Annotated in this window: 21 protein-coding genes and 1 other RNA gene; 15 read left to right on the top strand and 7 right to left on the bottom strand. The window is 66.3% G+C overall.

Annotated elements, in window-relative coordinates; translation table 11 throughout:
- Positions 1–5 precede the first annotated feature (5 nt).
- The 8 genes from ACFVWG_RS29865 to ACFVWG_RS29900 all read left to right on the top strand — a co-directional run bounded on the left by ACFVWG_RS29865 (position 6) and on the right by ACFVWG_RS29900 (position 5,522).
- Positions 6–338, top strand: coding sequence for a hypothetical protein (locus tag ACFVWG_RS29865; protein WP_391546761.1), 333 nt, complete (start codon positions 6–8; stop codon positions 336–338).
- A gap of 125 nt (positions 339–463) precedes the next feature.
- Positions 464–652: a hypothetical protein gene (locus ACFVWG_RS29870; protein WP_391546762.1), complete on the top strand. Its 189-nt coding sequence runs from the start codon at positions 464–466 to the stop codon at positions 650–652.
- A gap of 68 nt (positions 653–720) precedes the next feature.
- Positions 721–1,347 carry a hypothetical protein gene (locus ACFVWG_RS29875; RefSeq protein ID WP_391546763.1) on the top strand — a complete coding sequence of 209 codons (627 nt, stop codon included), beginning with the start codon at positions 721–723 and terminating at the stop codon, positions 1,345–1,347.
- Positions 1,348–1,513: 166 nt separating this feature from the next.
- Positions 1,514–2,356, top strand: coding sequence for a nitrilase-related carbon-nitrogen hydrolase (locus ACFVWG_RS29880; RefSeq protein ID WP_391546764.1), 843 nt, complete (start codon positions 1,514–1,516; stop codon positions 2,354–2,356).
- Between the two features lie 11 nt (positions 2,357–2,367).
- Complete coding sequence (gene hydA / locus ACFVWG_RS29885) at positions 2,368–3,774, top strand: dihydropyrimidinase (protein WP_391546766.1); 1,407 nt, start codon at positions 2,368–2,370, stop codon at positions 3,772–3,774.
- 10 nt (positions 3,775–3,784) lie between these two features.
- Positions 3,785–4,780 (top strand): TIGR03842 family LLM class F420-dependent oxidoreductase, encoded by a 996-nt coding sequence (locus ACFVWG_RS29890; RefSeq protein WP_391546767.1) that lies wholly within the window; start codon positions 3,785–3,787, stop codon positions 4,778–4,780.
- Between the two features lie 42 nt (positions 4,781–4,822).
- Positions 4,823–5,191: a type II toxin-antitoxin system RelE/ParE family toxin gene (locus ACFVWG_RS29895; protein ID WP_391546768.1), complete on the top strand. Its 369-nt coding sequence runs from the start codon at positions 4,823–4,825 to the stop codon at positions 5,189–5,191.
- Between the two features lies 1 nt (position 5,192).
- Entirely contained in the window at positions 5,193–5,522 is a 330-nt protein-coding gene (locus tag ACFVWG_RS29900) for a helix-turn-helix domain-containing protein (protein WP_391546769.1), read from the top strand.
- Positions 5,523–5,524: 2 nt separating this feature from the next.
- Here the strand turns inward: ACFVWG_RS29900 and ACFVWG_RS29905 are convergent, their stop codons facing one another.
- From ACFVWG_RS29905 to ACFVWG_RS29915, 3 genes are all read right to left on the bottom strand, one after another.
- Positions 5,525–5,929: a cytidine deaminase family protein gene (locus ACFVWG_RS29905; protein WP_391546770.1), complete on the bottom strand. Its 405-nt coding sequence runs from the start codon at positions 5,927–5,929 to the stop codon at positions 5,525–5,527.
- A complete protein-coding gene (locus tag ACFVWG_RS29910; RefSeq protein ID WP_391546771.1) occupies positions 5,929–7,197 on the bottom strand; it encodes an ABC transporter substrate-binding protein in 1,269 nt (422 codons plus the stop codon). Before ACFVWG_RS29910 ends, ACFVWG_RS29905 begins: the two co-directional genes overlap by 1 nt.
- Positions 7,198–7,321: 124 nt before the next feature.
- The gene (locus ACFVWG_RS29915; RefSeq protein ID WP_391546772.1) at positions 7,322–8,392 is read right to left on the bottom strand and encodes a carbohydrate kinase family protein; all 1,071 of its coding nucleotides are present in this window, start codon (positions 8,390–8,392) and stop codon (positions 7,322–7,324) included.
- A gap of 124 nt (positions 8,393–8,516) precedes the next feature.
- Here ACFVWG_RS29915 and ACFVWG_RS29920 point away from each other — a divergent pair, with 124 nt between their 5' ends.
- On the top strand, positions 8,517–8,897 hold the full coding sequence (locus ACFVWG_RS29920; protein ID WP_391546773.1) for a hypothetical protein: 381 nt from the start codon (positions 8,517–8,519) through the stop codon (positions 8,895–8,897).
- A gap of 160 nt (positions 8,898–9,057) precedes the next feature.
- Here ACFVWG_RS29920 and ACFVWG_RS29925 read toward each other — a convergent pair whose 3' ends face one another.
- Both ACFVWG_RS29925 and ACFVWG_RS29930 read right to left on the bottom strand, forming a co-directional pair.
- Positions 9,058–9,495, bottom strand: a complete 438-nt coding sequence (locus ACFVWG_RS29925; protein ID WP_391546774.1) for a PIN domain nuclease — start codon at positions 9,493–9,495, stop codon at positions 9,058–9,060.
- Positions 9,492–9,701, bottom strand: coding sequence for a type II toxin-antitoxin system VapB family antitoxin (locus ACFVWG_RS29930; RefSeq protein ID WP_391546775.1), 210 nt, complete (start codon positions 9,699–9,701; stop codon positions 9,492–9,494). Before ACFVWG_RS29930 ends, ACFVWG_RS29925 begins: the two co-directional genes overlap by 4 nt.
- 208 nt (positions 9,702–9,909) lie before the next feature.
- On the opposite strand from ACFVWG_RS29930, the gene ftsE reads away from it, so the two are divergent.
- The 6 genes from ftsE (at position 9,910) to ssrA (ending at position 14,923) form a co-directional block, all read left to right on the top strand.
- A complete protein-coding gene (gene ftsE / locus ACFVWG_RS29935; protein WP_132407842.1) occupies positions 9,910–10,599 on the top strand; it encodes a cell division ATP-binding protein FtsE in 690 nt (229 codons plus the stop codon).
- Between the two features lie 30 nt (positions 10,600–10,629).
- Positions 10,630–11,541: a permease-like cell division protein FtsX gene (gene ftsX, locus ACFVWG_RS29940; RefSeq protein ID WP_391546776.1), complete on the top strand. Its 912-nt coding sequence runs from the start codon at positions 10,630–10,632 to the stop codon at positions 11,539–11,541.
- A 168-nt stretch (positions 11,542–11,709) separates the two neighbouring features.
- Entirely contained in the window at positions 11,710–13,044 is a 1,335-nt protein-coding gene (locus tag ACFVWG_RS29945; RefSeq protein ID WP_391546777.1) for a peptidoglycan DD-metalloendopeptidase family protein, read from the top strand.
- A 21-nt stretch (positions 13,045–13,065) separates the two neighbouring features.
- On the top strand, positions 13,066–13,545 hold the full coding sequence (smpB, locus tag ACFVWG_RS29950; protein WP_391546778.1) for an SsrA-binding protein SmpB: 480 nt from the start codon (positions 13,066–13,068) through the stop codon (positions 13,543–13,545).
- Positions 13,546–13,895: 350 nt separating this feature from the next.
- Positions 13,896–14,456, top strand: coding sequence for a DUF1707 and DUF4870 domain-containing protein (locus ACFVWG_RS29955; protein ID WP_391546779.1), 561 nt, complete (start codon positions 13,896–13,898; stop codon positions 14,454–14,456).
- An 86-nt stretch (positions 14,457–14,542) separates the two neighbouring features.
- Positions 14,543–14,923, top strand: a transfer-messenger RNA (tmRNA) gene (gene ssrA / locus ACFVWG_RS29960).
- Between the two features lie 538 nt (positions 14,924–15,461).
- On the opposite strand, the gene ACFVWG_RS29965 is transcribed toward ssrA, so the two are convergent.
- Together ACFVWG_RS29965 and ACFVWG_RS29970 are read right to left on the bottom strand one after the other, a co-directional pair.
- Positions 15,462–16,616, bottom strand: coding sequence for a serine hydrolase domain-containing protein (locus ACFVWG_RS29965; protein ID WP_391546780.1), 1,155 nt, complete (start codon positions 16,614–16,616; stop codon positions 15,462–15,464).
- A gap of 62 nt (positions 16,617–16,678) precedes the next feature.
- A complete protein-coding gene (locus ACFVWG_RS29970; RefSeq protein ID WP_391546781.1) occupies positions 16,679–18,097 on the bottom strand; it encodes an FGGY-family carbohydrate kinase in 1,419 nt (472 codons plus the stop codon).
- Positions 18,098–18,100 lie beyond the last annotated feature (3 nt).

The following is an 18,100-nucleotide window of genomic DNA, read 5'->3' on the forward strand; positions in this document are numbered from 1 at the left end:
TCTAAATGCCGTTACCGTGGGTCCGGATCGTCCTGCCGGCGGCTGATGGTGTGCCGGTGAAGGACATCCTGGAGCTCGCGTGGCGGCTGATGATGTGGGATCGCGAGTGGGACTTCGTGTCCGACTCGATGTCGTACGAGGAAGTGGGCGTGCTGTCGATCTCGCGTGAGGAGGCGAGTTGGGTATTCGGGCCGGTGTTCGAGCCGGGAGGTGCCAGTACGCCGGTTCCGTGGCGCGAGGTCGAGGCCTGCGTGACGTCGTACGTCGAGAAGGTGCGACTCGCCCTGCGCGCGGCCGGCCTCGATCCGGAGATGGTGTTTCGAGTCTGGGATGACTGAGCCGTCGTAGGACGACGCCGAGTCGCTGTTGGCCGTGGTAGATGAGTGGATCGGGGCCTACGCTGGGTGGCTGGTGGGGCTCGACCCTGCGGGTGGATCGGTCGGGGTGGACCGAGAAGCCGGCGGTGTCGGTTCAGCTGGACGGGGCGGGTCGGATGGCTCAGTTCACGCTGTTGGTGAGCGGCGAAGCGGAGCTTGACAAGGCGGTAGACGGGGAGATGCTGCCGCCCACGCACTTTCAGGACCTCGATGCCGACGCGGTATGGAGAGCGCTCTCGAAGATGCTGGAATTCGTGAGATCGGAGGTGCGCTGATGCGGGCCAGGTTGAGTAGGCGTACTTGGCGTCGGCTTCGCCGCAGGTACGGGTGGCGGGGTGAGGCGGTGTGGGACGGCTTCGGCCTGCCGTGGCAGGTGAAGGAGATGACGGCCGCGGAGCTCGTCGCGGTCGCTGAGCGACGCGCGAGTGACGGGCTGGGCGCGGACGGGCGGCCGCAGTGGGTTGCTGATCACTTTCGGTCGATGGAGTCGGTGTATCTCGTGGCGATCGGGCCTAACCCGGTAGCGATGCTGCGGTGCAATGCAATCGTCTTCCTGAGGGGAGAGACAGTCGGTCGGTTTCCCATCCACTTAACTGAGGACGAGTACGACGAGTTGCGGCCGCTGACCAGGGAAGAGTCGGCGCGGCTCTTGCGGGCGGCCCTCATGCGGTTCCCGATGACGGGTTTCGATACGAGGCAGGTGGCAGATTGGCTGGGCTTCCTGGACGCGGGTGAGATGACGACCGCGGAGCTTGCCGACCGGCTGCAGGCGTGGGGTGTGCCTGCCGATGTCTACAGCGTCGGTGCAGACAGAACCGAGTCGTATTGCCTGGTGCCGGAGCAGGAACGCTGGCACTTGTACTACAGCGAGCGGGGCAATCGGGTCGGTGAGACCGTCTTCCTGAGTGAGGGCGAGGCGTGTGGAGGGCTGCTCGACCTGCTGAAACATGACGGCGCCGTACATTGGTGATCTGCGGACCAAGCAGGCGCCAGGGGTGCTCCGTGGGTTCCGCCTCGTGGCGAAGAGGTGGAGGCGCTGAACCGCACGGTGGACGAGCTCCTTGCAACGGACGAGATCCGTTGACTCTGTGGGGGTGCGGATGCAGGATGAGTGCTCGGCGACTCGGGAGGTTTTGGTGGCGGAGGTTGTGCGGGCGGCGTTGGTGCAGACTTCTTGGACTGGTGACAAGGAGTCGATGATCAAGGCGCATGAGGAGTATGCGCGGCAGGCCGCGGAGGCCGGGGCCAAGGTCATCTGTTTTCAGGAGCTGTTCTACGGGCCCTACTTCTGTCAGTTGCAGGATCCCAAGTTCTACGAGTACGCCGAGAGTGTGCCGGGGCCTACGACCGAGCGGTTCCAGGCGTTGGCAGCTGAGCTGGGCATGGTGATGGTGCTGCCGATGTATGAGCAGGAGCAGCCGGGGGTGTTGTACAACACGGCTGCGGTGATCGATGCTGACGGCAAGTACTTGGGGAAGTACCGGAAGAACCATATTCCGCAGGTGAAGGGGTTCTGGGAGAAGTTCTACTTCCGGCCCGGCAACCTCGGCTACCCTGTGTTCGACACCGCGGTGGGGCGGATCGGCGTGTACATCTGTTACGACCGGCACTTCCCGGAGGGGTGGCGGGCGCTCGGGTTGGCGGGGGCGAAGATCGTGTTCAACCCGTCAGCGACGAGTCGCGGGTTGTCGGCGTACTTGTGGCAGCTGGAGCAGCCGGCGAGCGCGGTGGCCAACGAGTACTTCATCGGGGCGATCAACCGGGTGGGGATCGAGTCCGACTACGGGGACAACGACTTCTACGGTACGTCGTACTTCGTGGATCCGGAGGGGAAGTTCGTGGGGGAGGTCGGGCACGACCATGACCCCGAACTGATCATCCGGGATCTGGATCTGAATCTCCTCGACACGGTCCGGGACCGGTGGCAGTTCTACCGGGATCGCCGCCCGGACGCCTACGGGGATCTGACGAAGCCGTAGGGGGAGCCGGAATGACGTTGCTGGTCAAGGGCGGGACGGTCATCGGGCCGTCCGGGTCACAACAGGCCGATGTCCTCGTGCAGGGGGAGAAGATCGTTGCCCTGCTGGATCCGTTGTTCAGTGCAACGATCACGCCGGACGAGGTGGTCGATGCCACCGGCAAGTATGTGATTCCGGGCGGGATCGACGCGCACACGCACATGGAGCTGCCCTTCGGTGGTACGGCGGCCAGTGACACCTTCGACACCGGGACCCGGGCAGCGGCGTACGGCGGGACCACGACGATCATCGACTTCGCCGTACAGAAGACGGGCGACGTCGTACAGGATGGCCTGGCCGCCTGGCATGCCAAGGCCGAGGGGAACTGTCATATCGACTATGCGTTCCACATGATTCTCGGCGGGGTCGACGGCGACTCGTTGAAGGCGATGGATTCGCTCGTGAGGGACGAGGGGATCACGAGTTTCAAGCTGTTCATGGCCTATCCCGGGGTGTTCTACTCCGACGACGGCCAGATCCTGCGGGCGATGCAGACCGCGCGGGAGAACGGCGCGATGGTCATGATGCATGCGGAGAACGGCATCGCCATCGACGTACTGGTGCAGCAGGCGCTGGCGCGCGGCGAGACCGATCCGATCTATCACGGGATCACGCGGCCGGCGGCCCTGGAGACTGAGGCGACGAGCAGGGCGATCACACTGGCCGAGGTCGCCAAGGACTGCCCGCTCTACATCGTTCACCTGAGCGCGAGCGGGGCTCTCGAAGCAGTCGCCCACGCACGAGATGCCGGACGCAACGTTTTCGCCGAGACCTGCCCGCAGTACCTGTATCTGACCCTCGAGGATCAGCTCGGCGCACCGGGGTTCGAAGGGGCGAAGTGGGTTTGTTCCACCCCGCTGCGCAGCAAGCACGAGTCGCATGCGAAGGATCTGTGGAAAGGCCTGCGGAGCAACGACCTCGCGGTGGTGTCGACCGACCACTGCCCGTTCTGCATGAAGGATCAGAAGGAGCTCGGCGTCGGTGACTTCTCCAAGATCCCGAACGGGATCGGCGGGGTGGAGCACCGCGTCGACCTGATCTACCAAGGTGTCGTCGACGGGCAGCTGTCGCTGGAGCGCTGGGTGGAGACGATCGCGACCACGCCGGCCCGGATGTTCGGGCTGTACCCGCAGAAGGGGATCATCGCGCCGGGGTCGGATGCCGACCTGGTCATCTACGACCCGAACGGTACGACGCGGATCGGGGTCGAGACGCATCACATGAACATGGACTATTCGGCGTACGAAGGGGTCGAGATCCAGGGCCGGGTGGGCACAGTCATCTCGCGCGGCGAGGTGATCGTGGCTGACGGCAACTACCATGGCCGGAAGGGTCGCGGCCGGTACCTGAAGCGCGGCCTGTCGTCGTACTTGGTCTAAGGGGTGGGCTGTGGACTTCGGAGTGGTGTTCCAGTGTGATCCGCCGGCGTCCGCGGTCGTGGAGCTGGCGGTCAAGGCGGAGGACGCCGGGTTCGACTACGTGTGGACGTTCGACTCGCATCTGCTGTGGCAGGAGCCGTTCGTCATCTACAGCCAGATCCTGGCGGCCACGCGGCGAGTGATCGTCGGCCCGATGGTGACGAACCCGGGGACCCGCGACTGGAGCGTGATCGCGTCCCAGTTCGCCACGCTGAACGAGATGTTCGGCAACCGCACGATCTGCGGGATCGGCCGTGGGGACTCGGCGCTGCGCACGCTCGGCGCGCAGCCCGGCACGATCGCCGACATGAAGCAGTGCGTCGAGGTGGTGCGCGGGCTCGCACGCGGGGAGACGGTCAACCATCGCGGTCAGGAGCTGAAGCTCGGCTGGGTCAAGGACGGCGCGCTCGAGGTGTGGGTGGCGGCGTACGGGCCGAGGGCGCTGGCGGCGACCGGCCAGGTCGGCGACGGATACATCCTGCAACTGGCCGACCCGGACATCGCGAAGTGGATGATCACGTCGGTACGGCGTGCCGCGGAGGAGGCCGGTCGGGATCCGGACGCGATCAAGTTCTGCGTGGCCGCCCCGGCATACGTCGGCGACGACCTGCAGCACCAGCGCGATCAGACCCGCTGGTTCGGCGGCATGGTCGGCAACCATGTGGCCGACATCGTGGCCCGGTACGGCGATGGCGGCGGCGTACCGAAGGCGCTGACCGACTACATCGAGGGCCGCAAGGGCTACGACTACAGCCAGCACGGCCGCGCCGGCAACACCCACACGGACTTCGTCCCCGACGAGGTCGTAGACCGTTTCTGCATCCTCGGCCCCATCGAGAACCACCTCGCCCGCCTCGAAGAGCTCGAAGCCCTCGGCGTCGACCAGTTCGCCCTCTACCTCCAGCACGACGCCAAAGAAGAAACGTTGGCTGCCTACGGCAAGCGCATCATCCCCACCTTCTCCTGAGCGTCTCTCATGGGTATGATGAATAGGTTATAGTCTGGTGGCATGAGCTGGACGATCAGACTTCATTCCGCGGTCGAGGCGTGGTACCTGGAGCTCTGTGAAGATGACCCGGAGTCAGCCGACCTGATCGAAAGGGCGGTTGACCTGCTGGCTCATGAGGGACCGGCAATTGGTCGACCACTGGTCGACCGGGTGAAAAGCAGTCGGTTTCACAACATGAAAGAACTGCGTCCCGCATCATCGGGGCAGAGTGAGATCCGGATGCTCTTCGCCTTCGACCCGATGCGCGAGGCCATCATTCTGGTGGCCGGCGACAAGTCGGGTCGATGGGACAGTTGGTATGGCGTGGCAGTTCCGCTGGCGGACGAGCGGTTTGCCGAGCATCTGATCGAACTGAAAGTGGAGGAGTGAAATGAATACATACTCCAATTGGGATGACGTCAAGGCGAAGGCGCGGGCGGTTGATCCGCGGGCGCCTGGGGAGCGTGCGGCGGGGAAGCAGGCTGCGCACGAGCGGACCGAGGCGTACGTGCGCGGGCACCAGCTTGCGGAGATGCGCAAGGCTGCTGGGATCACCCAGGTCCGGCTGGCCGAGTTACTTCAGGTCTCGCAGGCGCGGATCTCGAAGATCGAGAGCGGTGAAGTCTCGGGGATCGACATCGTCCGCGCCTACGTGACTGCTCTGGGCGGCACCGTCGAGGTGCTGGCGACCATTGGTGAGCGCACCTGGAAGGTCGCCTGACCTCACGGCTCCCAGCGGTAGCCGGCTGGGAGTAGGTCGTTGATGGTGGCCCAGCCGGGACCGTCGGGGCCTGGGAGGATCACGCGGATGTCCGGGTGATAGTCCAGCAATACTTGGCGATCGCGGCCGCAGGGGGCGAAGATGCCGCGGTTTTCGTTGCCTACAGCCACGATTGACACCAGGTCGCGGGCGCCGGAGGCGCGGGCGTGGCCTAGGGCAACTAGTTCGGCGCAGGGGCCGCCGGTGAAGTGGTAGAGGTTGATGCCGGCGAACATACGGCCGTCGGCGCCGCGGACCGCGGCGCCCATCGTGTAGACACCGTCGGGGCCGTCGGTGTTGTCGTCGACGGTACGGCGGGCCAGCTCGATCAGCTCGTGGTCGTCGGCGGTGAGGGGCTGCAGGTCCATCAGCCGCCGATCCGCTTCAGTTCGGCCTCGACGACGGCCTTGACCGCCTTGATCTCGGTGGCCGGGTCGGAGCCGGTGCGGATGACCCGGTTCAGGGCGTCGGAGTACGCCGTACCGGATTTGGGGGACCAGAGGAGCGGGGTCTGGGCGTGGCCGTTCTCGTTGACGAACTTGGCGGCGTCGGCGGCCGGGCCCGACTTGAGCTTGTCGGCCTTGTCGGCGAGCGACTTGCGGGCCGGGATGTGGAAGCCGTATGCCTGGGCGAAGTCGAGCTGCTTGTCGGTCTGGTCGACCCACAGCCACTTGACGAACTTCTTCGCTGCGTCGACGTTCTTCGACTTCGTGCTGACGCAGGAGCCATAGGCGCCGACCGGGACGCTCGGCGCGCCGGTGGTCGCGTTGAGCTTGGGCCAGGGGAGTACGCCGAAGTCGTCCTTGAACGCCTTCTCGATGGCTGGCAGGGTCCACAGGCCGGTGAACTGCATCGCGGTCAGGCCCTGCGTGAACGCCGACGGGTCGGACCAGTCGGTGGGGGCGCCGAGCAGCAGCGTCTTCGACGTGAACAGCTCGCGGAGCTTCTTCAGGGACTCGGCGGCGAGCGGGTCGTCGAAGCCGAACTTGCCGTCCTCGGTCAGGTAGTCGAGCCCCGCCGACCACAGCGCGGGTCCGCCGAGGATGCCGACGCCGCCGTCGTTGCCGACGAACAGACCCTTCACCTTGTCGTTGGTGAGCTTCTTCGCCGCCTCGAGCAGCTCGTCGACGGTCTGCGGCGGCTGCACGCCGGCCGCGCTGAGCAGGCTCTTGCGGTAGACGAGCAGTTGCATGTCCGCGACCTGCGGGATCGCGTACAGCTTCCCCTGGTAGGACATGCGCTTGATCAGCGACGGCGTGAAATCGGCTGCGGCATCACCCGGTACGTCGCTCAGGTCGGCCACCTGACCGCCTTTGATCATGTCGATCGTCGGACCGTTGCCGTACTCGAACACGTCCGGACCCTGGTCGGTGAGCAGGGTGGTCGACACCTTCTTGTCGTACTCACCCGGCGACCACTGGACGGTCACGGTCGCATCCGGGTACTCCTTCGCGTACCGCTCGACCGCCTGCTGTGTGCCAGCTTCGCCGTACTGGTGGTACCACTGCGAGAGCGCCGGCTTGGAGCCGTCGCCGCCGGTGCTCGGCCGTCCCGAGTTAGACCCGCAGCTGGCCACGGCGACCGCCGCCAGCCCGCCGCCAAGCCCCAGCACCTGCCGCCTGCTGAACCCACCCATCACGCCGCCTCCAGAAGCCTATGGTTCCCCGACCCTACGACCATCAGGGCTCGTACGGCGGGGATTTCCACAGCTCGGTCAAGTGCCAGCTCGATCAGCGTCAGTTCGGTCAGCGTCAGTTCGGTCAGGCGTCGGAGAGGCGCGCGATCGTGGCGGAGGCGCGGCGGACGATCGGGACCGGGCCGGCGGGGAGGACGTCGCCGATGAACGTGTAGTGCCGGAGGATGTCGGGATCGACGTCGCCCGGGCGGTGCCGGCTGTGGTCGCGGACCCAGTCGATGATGTCGCCCCAGCCCGGTGCGGCCAGCGAACCGCCGAAGTGCTGAACCGACAGACCGGCGCACAGGTTGCCGAACGCGAGCCGGTGCGCGAGCGGCCACCCGCGGAGCGTGCCGAGCACGAGCGACGCGAGGAACACGTCACCGGCGCCGGTGGGGTCGTACGAACGAACCGGCAGGGCCGGGATGTGCTCCTCTTCACCGGTCGCGGAGTCGATCGCCAGTACGCCGTCAGCGCCGTTCGTGACCACGGCCAGGGGTACCCGCTCGGCCAGCTTGTGCAGCGCGTCCTGCGGGGTGTCAGTGCGGGTGTAGGCCATCGCTTCGGCCGCATTGGGGGTGAACGCGTGAAAACCCTCCAGTACGTCGAGCACCGCTGGAGACCACTCGTCGGTCGGGTCCCAACCGACATCACCGAACAGCAGCGCACCGGACTGCTTGGCCTGCTGAACCCAGTCGGGCAGATCGTCGGCGACCGGGACGATCGCGGACCGCGTCTTGAGCCCGGGACCGACCAGCTTGCTCGGATCACCGGGAGCCTCGTGGGCGTGCGTGACCATCGCGCGGTCCCGGTCGATCGACATCGACACGGTGACCGGGGAGTGCCAGTGACCGATCCGGCGCGAGTGCGAGAGATCGACGCCCTCCTGGTCGGCCAGGGTCCGCCAGCAGAAATCGGCGTACACGTCATCACCGAAGACCGCGGCTAAACCGCTGCGCAGCCCGAGCCGGCTGGCGGCGATCGCGAAGTTCGCGACCCCGCCCGGGCACGACCCCATCCCCTCGGCGAAGATCTCGGTCCCGGTGGTCGGGGCGGACTCCAATCCGGTGAGCACGATGTCCAGGAACACCGTGCCCTGGACGAAGACGTCGTACGCCTCGGGCTCGTCGATCACGGTGACCTCGTTCCTTGTCATTCTGAGTCCGACTGCGAGGGGCGCGCGTTCTGTCGGTGCGGGGTGGAATGCTCCTACGTAACATCATCGACCGGTCAACGGTGCGAAACAGGGGAGGCAACCCGATGGGTTGGGGGGTGTGTCGGTGATTCCGAACTGGATGGCGATCGTCGGGGTGGTGGTGACGGCCCTCAGCCCGCTGCTGGCGCTCGGTGGGGTCGCGCTCGGTGCCTACCTGTCGCGCAAGTCCGAGCGCGAGCTCGACACCTGGCGGCACCGCGAGGAGACGATGCGGATGGTCCGGTGGGCGGTCGAGCAGATCCTCGACGACGACGAAGCCGGCACGGACGCCGGAGTCGTCACGCTCCGCTCACTGATGCGGTCGGAGCTGTTACAACCGGAGGACTACGACCTGGTCGCCGCGCTGACCGCCGCCGTGGCGATCGACCGCGTCGGCCCGGCCGCGTACGCTGAGATTGCAGACGCCGAGATCGAGGTCGTCGAGGGAGACGGTGAGCATGGCTGAGAAGAAGACCGTAAAGGTCTCCCGCCAAGCCGTAGAGCTAGCGCGCCTACACGTCGAAGCCGCCCGTCGCGCGGGCCGCAAACCCGACGCCGCCGTGGCCCGCATAGCCGGCGCCCGCCCAGCCCCCGGCACCGGCGCGACCCCCGCCCCGGCCTGACGTTCAGTTCAGGCTGCCACGCGGAGCAATCCACAACTGCGGCTGACCAGTCACTGCGGCGATGTGCTCGAAATCGGCGTCGTAGTGGAGTACGACGGCTCCGTGCTGCTCGGCCACGGCTGCCGTCAGAAGGTCGACGATGCCGGCGGCTCGTAGTTGACCTCGGGACGACATCCGCGACTGCACATCCTGCGCTCGCTCCACAACCGCCTGAGTCATCGGCAGCGTGACGTACAGGGATCTTCGTCGTTCCGCTGTGCGGGTGTGCTCGTCATGGGTGCGCCCCGAGTAGCCGACCTCGAGGTCGACGGTGCCGCACGTTGCCGCGGCACGGTCAACGATCAGGCCCGCGATGACGGTGCGGACCGATTCATGCTTGCTGCGCGCTAGTGCTGAGGTGTCGATCAAGTACAACTTGCCGACGGTGGTGACAGTGCTCAACGGCGGGCACCGCGCATGATCTCCGGGTCGTCGATGTCCCCGCCGACGCCGATTCCGTACGGGTCGTCGAGAAGGGCTTCGATGCGTTGTCGTCGCCGGGCCACGAACTCCAGTGCGGCGTTGACGGTGTCCTTCTTCGTCACGGTCCCCAACTCCTTCGCAGCCAACTCCAGTGCATGGTCGTTCAGATCGATCACCGTCTTCATGCGCACGACAGTATGTCTGTGTATATATACGCTGCTACCCCGGGATATACAAATTGACCGAATCGTTGCAGACCACGGAGATGGGTCCAGGTGGTCGGCGGCACGCCGGGGACGGGCTAGGCTGAGCGCGGCCGCTTCGGTGGCGTACGGTGCACCACGTGGTTACCGCTACGTCGCTCCCTGTTCCCGACCACGGCCGGATGAACCCGTGATCCGCTTCGAGAATGTTTCCAAGACGTACGAGGGCCAGACCAAGGCCGCTCTGCTGAACGTCAACGTCGAGATCGAGAAAGGCGAGTTCGTCTTCCTGGTCGGTACCTCCGGGTCCGGCAAGTCGACGTTCCTGCGCCTGGTCCTGCGTGAGCACCGGACGTCCAAGGGCCACATCATGGTGGCCGGTAAGGACCTGAACCGGCTGGCGAGCTGGCGGATCCCGCAGATGCGCCGCCAGATCGGGACGGTCTTCCAGGACTTCCGGCTGCTGCCGAACAAGACGGTCGCCGAGAACGTCGCCTTCGCGCTGCAGGTGATCGGCAAGCCGCGCTCGCACATCCGCAAGACCGTTCCGGAGGTACTGGAGCTGGTCGGCCTGGAGGGCAAGCAGGACCGGCTGCCCGACGAGCTGTCCGGTGGTGAGCAGCAGCGGGTCGCGATCGCCCGGGCGTTCGTGAACCGGCCGATGATCCTGATCGCCGACGAGCCGACCGGAAACCTGGACCCGGCCACGTCGGAGGGCATCATGAAGCTGCTCGACCGGATCAACCGGACCGGGACCACCGTCGTGATGGCCACCCACGACGTGTCGATCGTCAACCAGATGCGCAAGCGCGTGATCGAGCTGGAGAACGGTCATGTCGTCCGCGACGAGTCGCGTGGCGTCTACGGCTACCAGCACTGACCGCTGCCGAGTACAGGGACTGACTGAACAATGCGTTTGAACTACATCCTCTCCGACCTCGGTATCGGCCTGAAGCGGAACCTGTCGATGACGATCGCGGTCGTCGTCACCATCTGGGTCTCGCTGGCCCTGTTCGGCAGCGCCCTGCTGGCCAACGAGCAGGTCGGGCTGATGAAGGGCAACTGGTACGGGAAGATCCAGATCTCGGTCTTCATGTGCACCAAGGACACCACCGGGCGCGGCTGCTCGGGTGCCGAGGTGACGCAGGACCAGAAGAACCGGATCCGCCAGGTGATCGAGTCGAACCCCGACACCGCCGCCGACGGCGTGTTCGGCGAGTCGAAGCAGGAAGCGTTCGCGCAGTTCAAGAAGCTGTACAAGGACTCGCCGATCATCTCGACGGTCACCGAGGACCAGATGCAGCAGTCCTTCCGGGTCAAGCTCCGTGACCCGAAGCAGTACCAGAACCTGGTCAGCGCCGTGGCCGGCCTGCCCGGCGTCGACAACGTGCAGGACCTGCGGCAGTACCTCGATCCACTCTTCAAGGCACTTGAAGGCGTGCAATGGGGCGCCTACATCTGTGCTGCGCTGCTGCTGATCGCCGCGTTGATGCAGATCTCGAACACGATCCGGCTGGCGGCGTATGCCAGACGCCGGGAGATCGGGATCATGAGGCTGGTCGGCGCCTCGAACTTCTACATCCAGCTGCCGTTCCTGCTGGAGGCGATCCTGGCCGCGCTGATCGGTGCGGTGCTTGCCTGCGGCACCTTGTGGCTCGGCCTGTACTTCGTCGTGATGCGGCGCGCCCAGGAGACTTTCAAGGTCTGGCAGTGGGTCGGGGCCAGTGAAACCTTCCGTGCCACGCTCATCATGGTTGTCGTCGGCATCATCCTGGCCGTGGTCCCGACATTCCTGACAACACGGAAATACCTCAAAGTCTGAGCTGAGTGACTTATCGTGCAAGAGAAGTCTCATTGCACGACAACTCAACCCAGAGCTAGGGGTCGACCTGTGGTCCCGCACTTCCCCGGTGCAGACCCGCGTGAGCGGGCGAGCATCCAGCGAGACGACAGCACCGGCACCTCCGCCGTACCGCGCCCGCGTTCCCGCATGAGATCGCAGGGGCGGCAGACGGTCGTTGCCGCATGCTGCCTTGTCCTGTCCCTGTCCGCCGGAGTCCTGGCGGCGGTCCCGTCTGCGCAGGCGGATCCGCCCGATCCAGCCCAGAAGAAGAAGGAACTCGACACCCAGATCGGCAAGTCCAAGGCCGAACTGGCCGAGGCCGCCGATCAGCTCGGTTCGGCCGTCGCCGCGTACACCGACGCCGATGCCAAGCTCAAGGTCGTCGAGGTCCGCTACGCCGCGGCCCAGGGTCGGCTCGCCGCGGCGAAGGCCGCCGATGCCGTTGCCGCGGGCAAGCTCGCGGCCGCCGAACGGTCGCTGCGGGACGCCGTGTCCGAGGTCGAGGCCGGGCAGCAGCAGATCGTCGAGAAACGCGCAGCGGCGGGCAGGGCGGTGCGATCGGCGTACCAGCAACAGAACTCGCTGGTCGGGCTGAGTATCGCGCTGCAGGGCGCGGCACCGTCCGATGTCGCCACCGGGCTGCAGGTGCAGCGGAACGTGTTCGGCATCCAGAGCAACGCGATCACGAACCTGAACAACGCGCAGGCGCAGCTCGCCAGCAAGCAGGCCAAGCTGACCGCCGCCGAGCAGTCCGCCGCGGCCGCACGCGCGGAGGCGGCCCGGACGGTCAAGCAGGTCACCGAGCTGACCAAGCAGGTCGCGGCCGACAAGGCCGAAGCACAAGCGGTGACGACGCAGAAGCAGATCCTCTACAAGCGCGCCGAGCGCGAGAAGATCTCCGAGCAGACCGAGTACAACTCGCTGCTTGCCGAGCGTAACCGGGTCGAGCAGATCCTGATCGCCCGCGCTCGTGCCGAGAAGGCCGCGGCTGCACGTCGCAAGGCGGCCCGGGAGAAGGCCGAGCGCGACAAGGCCCGCCGCGAGGGCAGGCCGCCGCGCCCGGTCCCGAACGACCCCGGCGACGGTGACGGCCGGCTGAGCAAGCCGATCGACACCTACATCACCTCGCCGTTCGGGATGCGGTTCCACCCGATCCTGCATGTCTGGAAACTGCACGACGGCACCGACTTCGGCGCCGGCTGCGGTACGCCGATCCGCGCGGCGGCGAGTGGTCGCGTGACCGACAAGTACTACAACGGCGGTTACGGGAACCGGCTCTTCGTTTCACACGGAGTGATCGACGGCTCGTCCATCACCACCGTCTATAACCACCTGTCCCGCTACAAGGCCCGCGTCGGCGAGCACGTCACCCGCGGCGAGATCATCGGGTACGTCGGTACGACGGGGTACTCCACGGGCTGTCACCTGCACTTCATGGTCTACCAGGACGGCCACGTGGTTAATCCCATGAAGTGGTTGTAGACAGTCTGAGATACTGGTCGGATGGTGAAACAGACCGGCCAGCAGAAGCCGATCGCGCAGAACCGGAAGGCGCGACACGACTACCACATCGAGGACGTCGTGGAGGCCGGCCTGGTACTGACGGGGACCGAGGTGAAGTCCCTGCGGCAGGGCAGGGCCTCCCTCGTCGACGCGTTCGCCGCTGTCCGGGGTAACGAGCTCTGGCTGCAGGGCATGCACATCCCGGAGTACACCCACGGCACGTGGACCAACCACGAGCCCCGCCGTACCCGCAAACTCCTGCTGCACAAGGACGAGATGGCCAAACTCGTCAAGGCCGTCGAACAGCAGGGCGTCTCCCTGATCCCGCTGTCGCTCTACTTCAAGGACGGCTACGCCAAGATCGAGCTCGCCACCGGCCGCGGCAAGAAGGACTACGACAAACGCCACGCCCTCGCCGAGCGCCAGGCCGGCCGCGAAGCCCAGCGAGCCCTCTCCGACCGAACCCGCCGCCGCGACTAGATCCCAGCTGAGCCGGCCCGCGTGGCCACACTCCGAGCGTTGCCTCCGAGTGTGGCCATTGTGCTGTTCCGCAGCGTCTGGCGGACCGCCATCACCGTCCAACTCTGCGCGGGTCACCTGGTTCACGCTCAGGGCGTGCGGCTTGCGTGGCTGATGAGCGACTTGGTGGGTGATGCAGGTCCGCTTTCGCCGGGGTCAGAGCGCGAGCAGCGGAGGCTGAGTGGTGAACATGTCCTCAGCCTGGCAAACTTCAAGCGCTTGAAGTCAAGGACATGCTTCCGGGTCGGGTCAGGGGTGGGTCCGGGGCGCACCCGATGGGGTGAGCGGGTTTCGGCGGAGACAGTGGGTACATGTCCACTTCACAGCTGCTGGTGACCCACGAACAGCGGGATCGCGCCGTCGAGATCCTGCAAGAGATGTACGCCGACGGTCGCGTCGACAAGTTCGAGTTCGACACCCGGGTCGAGCTGGCGCTCAAGGCGCGCACCCGCGCCGAGCTGAACAGCACGTTCGACGGCCTCGTGGCGCGCCCGGTCCCGACGTACGTTCCGGCCGCCTTCAGCCGTCCGGCGCCGCTCCAGCGCTACAACAGCGACGGCCGCGGCATGGGCACGGTCGCCCACTGGCTCGGGTACCCGACCTTCTTCGTCGGCCCCGCGCTGGTCGCCGCGACCGCCGGCAAGCAGAACCCCGCCGTACGACGTCATGCCGTCGAGGCGCTGAACTTCCAGCTGACCGCGGCGCTGGCCTTCGCCGCCGTCGGTATCGCGACCGGCCTGGTCGGCAGCTGGATCGGCTTCCTGTTCCCGATCCTCGGCATCATGTGGTTCGTCCTGACCGGCGTGGGCGGCATCGCGACCGCGGCCGGCTCCAACTTCCGCTACCCCTTCACGCTCCGCATGGTGAAGTAGGGGAATCCCAGGTGCGGGCAGCTTGCTGGACTTGGTAGTGTGGACCTTCCACCTGCAGTTCGGGGTGGGAGTTTGAAAACTCAACAGGGGGTGAACGGTTTCGACTTTGGACGTTAGTTTCAAGTGAAGCGAGCCGAGGATCCAGGGTTATCTCGTAAACGATCTCTGGAAAACAATAACTGCCAACGCTAACGCGCGCAGCAGCTTCGCTCTCGCCGCCTGACGGCCTGAGCACTAAAGAAGCGGTCAGCCCGGGGGTGCTTCCGACCCGGTTCCTGGCCTCAGCTAGGAAGCTTGCTTTGTTAACCCGGTCACGGGGTTAACACGGGACATTTACAGTGACTGAGCCTGTCAGTGACGTGTCTGTAAGAGCACTGGGGCTAAGAAAAGCGATTTAACAGACTGCGCTCGGAGAAGACTTGAGGCGACGCTGAAGGACGCGGGTTCGATTCCCGCCACCTCCACCCCTTGAAAAGGCCGGCCCCACCAGGGGCCGGCCTTTTACTTTCTCCCCTGCGCCCGGACTGCACCCGGTCACTGACCGTGACGCATGAGCTGCCGCTCGGCAGCTTCGCTATGGGTGAGTTTTCGGCGTCTGGACCCGAAAAAGTCACCGGTAGCGCAAGCGATCGGGGATAGACCACGAGCCGGGACGGGTGTTCGACAACACGCCGACCACGCTGACGGATTCTCCGGACGTCAACGTAGTGACTCGCTGGTTGACGCCGGCTGAGGTCCGCCAACTAACCACCTCATGGGTGGACCCATCAGATGGTGGGTTATGGACCCGCATGCGGGTGGAGAACCCACAACCTGATGGGTTAACCCATCAGATGCCGACGTCGCGCGCCAGTTCGCCGTACAGCAGTCGACTGGATTCGGCTCCGTCGAGGGTCGCCGTCGCGTCCAGTGAACGAGGCGGTGAGCTGAGACTCGTGCGGGTACGACGGATTCCGGGCCGACGGAGGGTCGGGCCGGAATCCACGCGGTGGGGATGCGTCGCTGCTACTTGGTGCAGAAGACTGCGGTGAGGAGGGGGCCCAGGGCTTTGGGGAACTCGGTGACGGGGTTGATGTCGCGCGAGCCCATGGTGACGGAGGCGGTGAGGGTTTTGGTGCCGTCGGGGGAGCTGTACATCATGGCGCCGTAGCCGGCGGGCGGGCTGCCGTTGTGCTGGTAGACGGTGCCGCCGCAGGTGGGGCCCAGGTCCTGGACGAAGAGGCCGAAGCCGTACCCCAGCTTGCCGTGCGGGTCGCGCATCTGGGCGAGGAGTGGGGCGGGCAGGAGGTTGCCGCTCATCAGGGCGGAGATGAAGGTGCGCAGGTCCTTGGTCGTGGAGATCATGTCGCCGGCGCCGGCCAGCAGGGACATGTTCTGGCGGGTGACGTCGATGAGCTGGCCGTTGTCGATGTAGTAGCCGTGGGCGTGTGGGCCGGGGAGGTTGGTGCGGTTACCCGGTACGACGGTGCCGCGGAGATCGAGTGGGCGGAGGATCCGGCGCCGTACCTCGTCGGCGTACGAATGGCCGGTGACCTTCTCGATCAGGAGCAGGGCGAGGGTGTAGTTGGTGTTGGAGTAGTTCTGGTCGGTGCCGGGCGCAAAGCGCGGCGGCTTGGAGAGGGCGAAGCGGACGAGTTCTTCCGGGGTGTAGCTGCGGAAGCGGTTCTCGACCCATTCGTGGCCGGTGGCGGGGATGCCGGGGACGATCGTGCCATCGTCGTAGTACTCGCCGGTGTAGTTGAACAGGCCGCTGGTGTGCTGCAGCAGCATCCGGGTGGTGATCCGCCGGTCCAGGCCGAGGCGCGACAGGTAGCCCGCGACCGGATCGTCCAGCTTGAGCTTGCCCTCGGCGACGAGTTGCAGGACGACGGTCGCCGTGAAGGTCTTGGTGACGCTGCCGACCCAGAACGAACCGTTCGTCGGCGGTTTGGCAGGTGATCCGACCTTCCGCACGCCGGCACTGCCGACCCAATCACCCTGCTCGTCGTGCACGCGCACCTGGATCCCACCGAACCCGGCATCGACAAAAGCCTGCATGGCGGCCTCAACTTCCGGCCGCTCCTTCGGTACGGCGGTCGCTGTGCTCGGCGCCGCCAGTAGGGCCACCGCTACTGCGACTACTCCGGTACGCCGGAGGAACTTCTTCACTCGACTGGTCATGTCAGCAACGATCGCGAGCCCGGCAGACGCCGTACTGACACGGCCCTGACATGGTCGGCGGGCTAACGAGCCAGGCGGTCGTGGATCTCGCGTAGGGCGCCGTAGGACATGCGGTAGACCTCGTACTGCAGGTCGAGGTCGGCGGTCGGGGTGAAGGTGCGGTCGACCTGGACGGTGGCAGCGGCGGCGGTCTCGACGTCCGGAAACGTTCCGTTGCCTACGGCCCCTAATAGCGCGGCGCCGAGGGCGGCGCTGTCGGGGACGAGTAGCCGGTCGATTCGTCGGCCGAGAGCATCGGCGTACAGCTGGGACCAGAGGTCGTCGCGGGCGCCGCCGCCGGAGAGAGTGACTGTCGACAAGGTGCTGCCGCAGGCTTGCTCGACGGCCTCGAGGACGTGCCGGCCGGAGAGGGCGACACCTTCGAGTACGGCGCGGGAGAGGTCGGCCTGCGTCGTACCCGAGGTGAGGCCGAGGAAGCTCGCGCGGACGTCGGGATCCCACAGGGGAGCGCGTTCGCCGGCCAGGTACGGCGTGAATACCGGGCCGGTCCTGCCATCCCCTGCCGAGGCGAAGACGTCCTCGACGGACAGCCCGGACACCCTGCTCCACCAGCGAACCGCGTCACCGGCCGCTTGGGTCGGGCCGGCGTGGACCGACAAACCGTTGCGTGGTGGGAACGTGACGATCCCTGCCGAGGGCGACGACTCGCGCGAGGCGCCGGCGACGACGAGCGACGTACCGCAGGAGATCATTCCGCGTCCGGGCTCGGTGGTACGGCTGCCGAAGACAGCGCCGTACGCGTCCATCGTGCCGACCACGACCGTCCCCAGGCCTTCCGTCGAGGTCAGCACGGCCTCCGGCGCGAGGATCGGCGGCAGCCGCTCGGCCAGCCCGTCGGCGAGCGCGACGGCCTCGGCCAGATAGCCGTCGGGGCCACTGATCCGGGTGCCGGACATCATGTCGGTCGCGATCTGACCGGTCAGCTTCGCCAGGACGAAGTCCTTCGGACTGAGCACCCATCGCGTCCGAGCCCACTTCTCCGGCTCGGCGCGCGCGAACCACACGGCCCGCGCTCCGGCGAAGGAAGCGTCCAGCACGACCGGGCCGCCCCAGATCCGTCGCTTGTCCGCCGGAGTGAGCTGACCGTCGAGCTCGCGTGCGACGGCGGCGCAGCGCTGGTCCTGCCAGATGATCGCGGGCCCCAGCGGCGCGAGCTGCTCGTCCACGAAGACATGGGTGTTCACCTGGCTGACCACCCCGGTCGAGCGCACCGCACCAGCCGGTACGCCGTCCAGTACGGCGCCGATCCCGTCCTGGCAGCCCTGCCACCAGTCGAGTGGATCCTGCTCGGCCCATCCAGGCTGCGGTCGCTGGATCCCGTACGGCGTCGCGTGTGCCCGAACGGGCTCGCCGGTCGGCCCGAAGAGGATCACCTTGACTGCCGTCGTACCGATATCGATCCCGAGCATGAACTGATCCACACC

It is taken from the genome of Kribbella sp. NPDC058245, assembly GCF_042882005.1.
Taxonomy (GTDB): domain Bacteria; phylum Actinomycetota; class Actinomycetes; order Propionibacteriales; family Kribbellaceae; genus Kribbella.